General features: G+C 41.3%; 5 protein-coding genes. 1 reads left to right on the top strand and 4 read right to left on the bottom strand.

Annotation, left to right across the window (positions count from 1 at the left end):
* Positions 1-30 precede the first annotated feature (30 nt).
* Positions 31-579: a Pvc16 family protein gene (locus tag E1163_RS22375; RefSeq protein WP_155174701.1), complete on the bottom strand. Its 549-nt coding sequence runs from the start codon at positions 577-579 to the stop codon at positions 31-33.
* Positions 580-606: 27 nt separating this feature from the next.
* Positions 607-2,475 carry a glycosyl hydrolase family 18 protein gene (locus E1163_RS22380; protein ID WP_155174702.1) on the bottom strand — a complete coding sequence of 623 codons (1,869 nt, stop codon included), beginning with the start codon at positions 2,473-2,475 and terminating at the stop codon, positions 607-609.
* Positions 2,476-3,425: 950 nt separating this feature from the next.
* Here E1163_RS22380 and E1163_RS22385 point away from each other — a divergent pair.
* A complete protein-coding gene (locus E1163_RS22385) occupies positions 3,426-5,597 on the top strand; it encodes a TonB-dependent receptor plug domain-containing protein (RefSeq protein WP_246223838.1) in 2,172 nt (723 codons plus the stop codon).
* A gap of 699 nt (positions 5,598-6,296) precedes the next feature.
* Here the strand turns inward: E1163_RS22385 and E1163_RS22390 are convergent.
* Positions 6,297-7,154 carry a class II glutamine amidotransferase gene (locus E1163_RS22390; RefSeq protein ID WP_155174703.1) on the bottom strand — a complete coding sequence of 286 codons (858 nt, stop codon included), beginning with the start codon at positions 7,152-7,154 and terminating at the stop codon, positions 6,297-6,299.
* A 90-nt stretch (positions 7,155-7,244) separates the two neighbouring features.
* Positions 7,245-8,189: type I phosphomannose isomerase catalytic subunit (locus E1163_RS22395; RefSeq protein ID WP_155174704.1), on the bottom strand; the 945-nt coding region annotated here is incomplete at its 5' end.

Raw genomic sequence — 8,189 nt, forward strand, 5'->3', positions numbered from 1 at the left:
CGATATTGGAACTGTATCTCTATCATTCAATTATATAATATTGCTGCTTAGACCTGAGAAAACTGCGGTATCTCTAAGGAAGTTATCATCCTTGATAGGTACCATACGTACTTTGTACAGAATAGACGGAAGGTATTTACCTCCTACTATACCCCATAGCTGGCTAAGGGCCTGTATATCCAGATTAGATATTTCAAAAGTTATTTTATCAATGCCAGGATCCAGCCCCGGAGTGTTTTGGTGGTTAAAAACCTTATTGGACTGAAAGAAGCTGATAACTCCTGACAAGTATTTAAATGAGTCCTGGTAGTTATCCTCAACAAAGTAAGCCGATATCAGTGTATGAATATTGATATTAACAGGAGCTTCAAGTATAGACACCGAATTGGGTCTTGTATTTACTGACTCCTGCTGAACATTGGCAAGTGTTATGATAAGCTTATCAGATTCTGTCAATGCAGGGGTACCATCCTGGTTCACCAGGTTGGACACAATTACAAAATCATCTCCTGTCGAAAACTTATTAGCGAAATAGCTGTTAAGCCTTTCGGACATGGCCATGAAAACAGATTCTATCATAAACTTATATTTTAATCATACAGGCAATTACGGAAGGTTCTTTTCAGAAATGAACCTATGGCTAAACAACAGGAATATAATTACACCTATCACAAACCCTCCAAGAAGGTATGAAACCTCCTTCAACCCCATATACTGCAATGCAATAAAGATGAGTGCTACTCCAAGTAGTATTAAAAGCGTAATGCCAGATTTTATTAATAATTTAAAAACTCTTTTTAGCCTGTGCCCATATCGGTACAGCAGGAAAAAACCACCCATACTCAAACCGAAAATAGCTCCGAATATACCGAAAAGGGGTCTTGGGTTTCTTATAAGGGTATATGGGTTATTCAACACTCTGAATGCGAGGCTTAAATACCTCCTGAAACTGAAACGGCTCCTTGTTTTAGCTACAGCTATGGCTTCCTTATCGCTTAAGGCAAATTTGCTGGCCAAAAGCTCCCATAATTCGGTATAGCCATTGTCATACCCAAGGGCCCAGATACCTACCCCGCCAAGATCATTCTCAATTACCCAATCGTATTTTTTGCCCAGGGAGACACTGTCCTCATACCATATTTGCCTATAGTTGTTGTTTTTATCCCGATAGACATAAAACTTACTTTTACTTACTTCATCTTCGCAGCAGCCACTGTTATAGTGGTTTTTTCTGATATCCCGGAACATCGGGTATCGAATAAATTCTTTTACTTTGGAAGGAAATCTCAGGTCATAAGTTTCCCATTCAGCACCATAATATGGCAGACCAAGCAATAATTTTGATTTAGGGATACCCAAAGTAAGATATTCGTTCACGGCACTTTCAAGGTTATATTGCCACCAGATATTACCACTACCCAGCGGGGCTACGGGACCAGCTACAGTACTGTTGGACCCGTAAAATTCATAGCCCATTACCACGTACGTATCAATGTATTGATTTAGTTGCGGGATGTCGTAAACATTATCAAAATCAATGGCCGGAATGGCCAGTGTTATTTTATAATCTTTTCGTACTGACCTTAAGCTGGAAGAAAGGTCAATAATAAAGTTATTAAAAGCAGCACGCGAACTGCCTGGGATTTGTTCGAAATCAATGTTAACACCGTCTGCATCCCTTTCCTTTAGCAAAGAGATCAAGGTATTAATAAATGTAGCCTGGGCACTCTGATTAGCCAAAAACGCTGCATTATTGGCTCTTCCGAAGTTGGTTACACTTAAAAGCACATCGCAATTGTACCTTTTTGCAGAATCTATCAGGGCTGTAGTTTTCCAGTCATGAATGCTTTTATACCCACCCGTGGCAGGATCCAGCTCATAGGAGAAATATGCTATTGTGGATAATAGAGAGAAATTATAACTCTTGTATGCAGTTCCCATCCAGAACGGATGCCATCCGAATACCTGCTTTGTACTGTCAAGTTCATGGACCTTTTTATAGACATTGGTATGCGTAAAAAGATATTTCTTCCTCCAATCGTCTTCCTTTTTGGAGTTGGACGGCGCTTTCTTTTTCACAGAAAAAAACCTCTCTTCGAAAGCCAGAGTATCTATTACTTTAGCTTCGTTGTTTGTCGCAACTCCCCCAATTTCCTGTTCTGCCCTGAAAATAGAGTCAATGACCTGCTTTTCTGCTTTGGCACTATCGATTTGTGCCTTTGCTGTTTTTAGTTCAGTACTTAACTTTTCTACTTCCTTCTGCTCCTTTTCGGAAGATTTCTTTGTAGCAGCATTATCTGCAAAGTCGTTAAGCTTACCTTTTATCCCTTCCTGGGCAACAGCACTTTCCGAAAATAAAAATAACGCTCCTGTCAAAAGCAATACCAATCCTGATGACTGAATCAAGCCCGACAAATGGAGACCAATGTTCTTAACTATAACACGCATGCCAACAATCTGTAATAATCTATTCACTTATATTTCCAATAAGCAATCTTATGCTTAAGGTTCGTTTACAAACATCCAAAACACTGCACGAAACGACCCCAACCACATTTTGAACTCTGTTGCAAGTATATATTGGAAATTTATAATTTAAAAACATAATATAATTTATTTGAGAAATAATCTCAATTATAAAACATAACTAAAGAAAGATTTAGAGAATTAAAAGACTGCAAACACCTTATAATTCAGACAATTACAGAAGGACTATTCGAATAAACATTCATCTCTTTAAGCCTGTGTAATTTAAATCGATCGAAAAGATAAAAGCTCAAAAATGATTTACAAAGTCAATGTGCTTTTTTTTGTAAAAAAGATGAAAAAAAGAAAAACATTAGGAAATCAAATTTGTTTTCCCAGAACTTCTTTCTCTATCCGGGTTAACACACGAAAAAAATATTCCGTACATAATGTTCAATAATACTTAATAGATTGTTATATTCGCGGCTTCTTTCAAAACGGTGCATTTTCTACTCTCAAATACACTTTAATTTCAACAAAACCGGTTTCACCCCCTTTTACGACCTGTCAATTGCAGGCTGACGCACGGACAAATACAGGATGCTGCCATGTTACATTATATTGAAGTTTAATGTTCATTGATCAAATCTGCTTCTGTAATATTTGCTTCCTTATTGACATAATTTAGAAATAAGGCCGAAAAACAACTTTTTAGCGGCATTACCACACCTGAGTTTTTAAGCGCTAATATATCTTTTATAACAGACATTTATTTGGTATATTGATAAGGAGACTACCAGGTATCATATTGGGAATATAGTTCCTGATTTGATAATGTACCAGCCCTAACTAACAGGAGGTAAATGATTAGTAGTAAGTGATTTACAAGCAGTTCTGTCTCAATTGGCATGGTTTTAAACTATAAGCATACTTATAAAACAAACTAAAAACAGTTGGCTATGAAATGTACTTACAATCTATCGAAACTAGCGGTTATGTTTTGCCTGCTATGGGCTTCTTCCCCCTTATACTCGCAGGCGGACACCACCGAAACTGATTTTTTTGACCTGACCCTGGAAGAGCTGCTGAATATTGAAATAAGCAGTGCATCCAAAACTTCCCAGAAAATATCAGATGCCCCGAGTGTGGCTTCACTGGTAAACCAAAATCAAATTCAGAAATACGGTTGGATCAGCATACATGATATTATGGGGAATATGCCTGGGTTTTCCCAGTCAAAGGACTACGACAGACGAACGTTATCCAGCCGGGGCCTTTATGAGGGTTGGAACAACAACCACCTCCTCATGCTGGTAGATGGAGTACCTGTAAATGACAACTTGTACGGGACGGCATATACCTGGGAAATAACACCTATGGTTTTCACCAAATCCCTGGAAGTGATCAGGGGCCCGGGTTCAGCACTTTATGGATCCAATGCAACCAATGGTGTGGTGACTATCAATACGCTTAGCCCCGCGGACCTGAATGGTATTGGAACTGCAAGGGTCAGGATAGGATCAAGGGGTACAAAAATTTATGATGCCATAACAGGTGCAGAAAATGACAGGGCTTCTATCCTACTGGCCTTTAACTCCTTTGAAACCCTGGGGAACGAGTACATGTCATTCGACGACACCAGAGATTTTGCAGGCAACTACCTCACTTCTCAAAGAAAGGTACAGGATGACCGGTCAAGCAATTACATTTTTGCCAAGATCGCGGGTAAAGGTTCACTTGAAGGGCTGTCTGTTCAGTATCATGAACAGCACTGGAATTTCCAAACCGGGCACGGCTGGCTTTTTTACATCCCTGACCAGCCGGAATCCATGAAGGAGTTCAGGAGGCTGATAGCGGTAAAATATAAGCCCAATAATGTAGATTCAGACTTTGGCTATGAGATTATGTCGAGGTACCAGCGTCATGGTATCGACTGGAATATGCGGTACTATTCCGACAATGCTTTCAGCGGTTTCTACCCTGACGGCGTAACCGAATATTTAAGAACCCATGCCGACGATGTACTCACGAGGTTACAGGCCAGCTATAAATTAGGCAAGTCATCTTCTCTCCTGGCAGGTGTTGAGCACACTATCTTCCTTTATAACGGAGATAAAGCCCATAGCAGTAACATAGACCTGAACAACACTTATGAGGCTAATCCGGGCAATAAATTCGTAGATGCTAACCCATGGTTTGAATTTGTAGAAGAAAAGCCGGTGAATACCCTTGGTATATTCGGACAATACATTTCTCCAAAATTTGGAGACAAACTCCAGGCTACCCTGGGCGCCAGGTTCGACACTCAGTCTTTTGACTATATTGATATATATGACGCCAATAGATCTGAGAAGAGCAAATCCTTCAGCCAGTTCAGCCCAAGGCTTGGTATTGTATATTTTGCTACTTCTGACCTTACCTTCAAAGGACTCGCAGGCAGGGCCTTCAGAACCCCGGCCCCTACTGAAATGTTTGGTGCCAATACGTACTCCCTGGCTTCCAACATCGGTGAGCTTGAACCAGAGATCATTACCACCTATGAGCTGGCCACTGACTGGAAGATCAGCAGTAAATTTAACCTGAGGGTCAATGGCTTCCATACACACTTTGAAAACCAGATCGCTTACAGTGTGGCCAATGCCAACCTGAGCACCAATGTATACTCTCTGACTTCTACAGGCATTGAGTCGGAACTGCTGTTTACATTGAGCAAATTTTCAGGGTTTTTCAACTATTCCTATGCTACACGACTGGATGAGGAAATACTGGACGACACTATTGATGAAAGCAAGGATGAGCTCACCTGGGTACCTCAACATACTGCCAACCTGGGGCTAACCTATACTTCCAGGTACTTTTACCTGAGCACGGTAATACACCACCAGGGAGAGGTTATGAGAAGGACTTCCGATATAACCGCAGAAACTGCTTTATTCAGACCAGAATCTATCGATGCCTGGACGGAAACAGACTTGAAACTTGCCTACACTCCAACCAATAAAATAGAAGTTGGCGTACTGATCAAAAACCTTTTTGATACGGAAGGTCAGCTTGTGAAAAACAACGCTTATACTTTTGATTATAACAGACCTGAGAGAAGCGTACTCTTTGATGTGAAGTTAACATTCTGATCAGGGCCATTGACAAACACAAAGCCTTTGGGGAGCAATCCTCAAAGGTTTGTTTTTTGCAAACCATCAATGGGTTATTGGAGGTTTAACTTCTAAAGCTGCCCCTAAGAATCTACCATAATCACGCAGAGACAGAGTTTCCCCATACAACCTGTCACCATTAAAGTATGTTCATTGGCTAATTCTGCAATTAGTCGGCAAAATATGCCACTGGTCGCGCTCCCATTTGCAACTGAACAGGAAGATGCTACCTTTGAATCAATTAAAGCCAACTATAGACAACAGAAATCCCCCGGGGCCAGGTCCTCGAGGGATTTTTTGTTTTTGCCTATTTGTGGAATATTGCATAACCCTTGCAATCCGCACATTGCCATTATAGAAGTTTGTCAACTGCTTTTGCCGATTGCCATTAACAAACAACAGAAAAGTGGCCTCTCTCTTCAGAGATTCAACTTAACCCACTTGTGTCTCTCGGAAATTTAGTTTGATCTGAAAAAAGTACAGGGCCCTGAAAACCCAAAGGCGAGTAAAACTCGCCTTTGGGTTGGCTAGTATTTACGACAACAAAGGTCATCATAAATCACTGTACAGCCTCCTGTCACTAAGAGATGAATATCTCCATCGTGTAGTATAAATTTACGCATTTGATTTCAGAATTCAATAACAACTGCCCTTAAATTTTCATGCCTTTCAGAAGCATCAAACCTCCACTTTCCGAAGCTTTACGGAGAGGTCTTTATACACCAGCACCATATGATTATCCGGTATGGTTTTCCAGTCCTGGGCTATGTCAGTGAGTTTTTCTGATACGATCATTACAGATTTGTCACTTCCTTCGGATGGCACCATATAGCACACTCCATCTTCGCACACGTATTTGCTGCCTTCGGAGTAATATAGGGTCAGTGGTTTTACCTCTTTACTCGTGGTATACCGCAGGCCGACCATCCTTTCGCCGTCAACGAAAACCATATTAAGGTATGCCGGTGCTGTAATGGATTTAGCCTCCATCATTTCTTTCAGGGCAACGATCATCTCTTCAAATGAATCAGCTACATCATCGGCTGTAAAATCAGCCTTTTTCGCAGAAAGATATTCTAAAAAGAGCGCAAACAAATGCTCGGAATCCGTTTGCCCCTTCAACCAGAGATAGCGCTCGTCCGACAGCCGGTCTTTCAATGAGCGCTTGATCTTATCAAACTCCTCCACGCCACCGTTATGCGCCATTAAATAATTTCGATAATGAAAGGGATGGCAATTAGACTCTGATACATCCCCAACACTTGCTGCCCTGACATGGGCGATCAGGCAATCTGACTGTACCAGGGAGGCCAGATACCTCAGGTTCCTGTTGTTCCATGCCGGGTATATGGACACAAAAACCGCCGGCTGGTGGGTAATATGTTTATGATACCACCCTACACCAAAACCATCACCATTAAGGGGTTCCTCTATTTCCTTAGCTTCAAAGCTCTGTTTGATCATAGAGTTGTCCGGCTCGTAAAGGAACTTATCCATTAACACCGGCTGACCGAGGTATGCTAGTAACCTGCACATAATTCAGCATTAATTAATCTATATAAGTTAATGCTAAATTTTGATATTACAGCCGGTGCTGCTTTCCTTTTTTTTGGGTTCTCCGGCCTGCTAGCCGATATAAACTTCCAGCAATTCTAAATTACCTTCAGGTCTGATCTCTATCTCCTTTAAGGTTGCTGGTATTAAGAACACATCTCCCTGTTGAACCTGCTGCTCACCTCCATCATAGCCGATAATGCCCTTCCCTTCCGTAAATATGTAGATCACAAAAGAGTCAACATCAGAATAGTCCAGTGTTTTCTGCTGGGCCAGGTTAAATTTATTTGTTGTAAAATAAGGAGACTTTACCAGCTCCGAGCGGTCGTTTTGATGAAGTTTATAAGGGGTCTTGTAGTTTTCATGGAAGGTGTAATCCAAAGCATCCAGCGCCTCCTCCACATGCAGCTCTCGCTTGTTACCCTGGGCATCTACCCTGTCAAAATCGTATATTCTGTAAGTAAGGTCAGAGGTTTGCTGTATCTCAGCCAGCAAAATGCCTTTGCCTATAGTATGGATGCGTCCGGCCGGAATGTAAAAAACATCACCTTTGTCAACCTCTACCCTATTCAGTATATCGTTAAGAGTGCCTTTGCTGAAATGATCACTGTATTGCTCCTTGTTTAAAGGCTGGTTAAATCCCGCAATCAAAGAAGCACCGTCATCAGCCTGCATGATATACCACATCTCGGTCTTGCCCATGCCATTGTGCCTCGCCTTCGCCAGCACATCATTGGGATGCACCTGCACGGAAAGGTCTTGCTGTGCATCGATAAACTTGATAAGCAAAGGAAATTCGTCACCAAATTCAGAGACAACTTTCGACCCCATGATCTCATTCGGGAATTTTCTGAGTAGTTCGTCCAAGGGCATGCCTTCAAACTCACCATTGGCAATTTCAGATACATTACCCTTAACGGCAGACAGCTCCCAGGTTTCACCGCAATTTTCAAGCGGGCTAAAATCTTTGTTCAGGATGGTTTTTATTTTATCTCCGCCCCAAATCTTTTCTTTAAA

Source organism: Fulvivirga kasyanovii, from assembly GCF_009711405.1.
In the GTDB taxonomy this organism is placed as follows: Bacteria; Bacteroidota; Bacteroidia; order Cytophagales; family Cyclobacteriaceae; genus Fulvivirga; species Fulvivirga kasyanovii.

Bases quoted from the DNA above. Each gene is read 5' to 3' on its own strand.
- E1163_RS22385 (WP_246223838.1), top strand. From the start codon at position 3,426: ATGAAATGTACTTACAATCTATCGAAACTAGCGGTTATGTTTTGCCTG.
- E1163_RS22375 (WP_155174701.1), bottom strand. From the start codon at position 579: ATGATAGAATCTGTTTTCATGGCCATGTCCGAAAGGCTTAACAGCTAT.
- E1163_RS22390 (WP_155174703.1), bottom strand. From the start codon at position 7,154: ATGTGCAGGTTACTAGCATACCTCGGTCAGCCGGTGTTAATGGATAAG.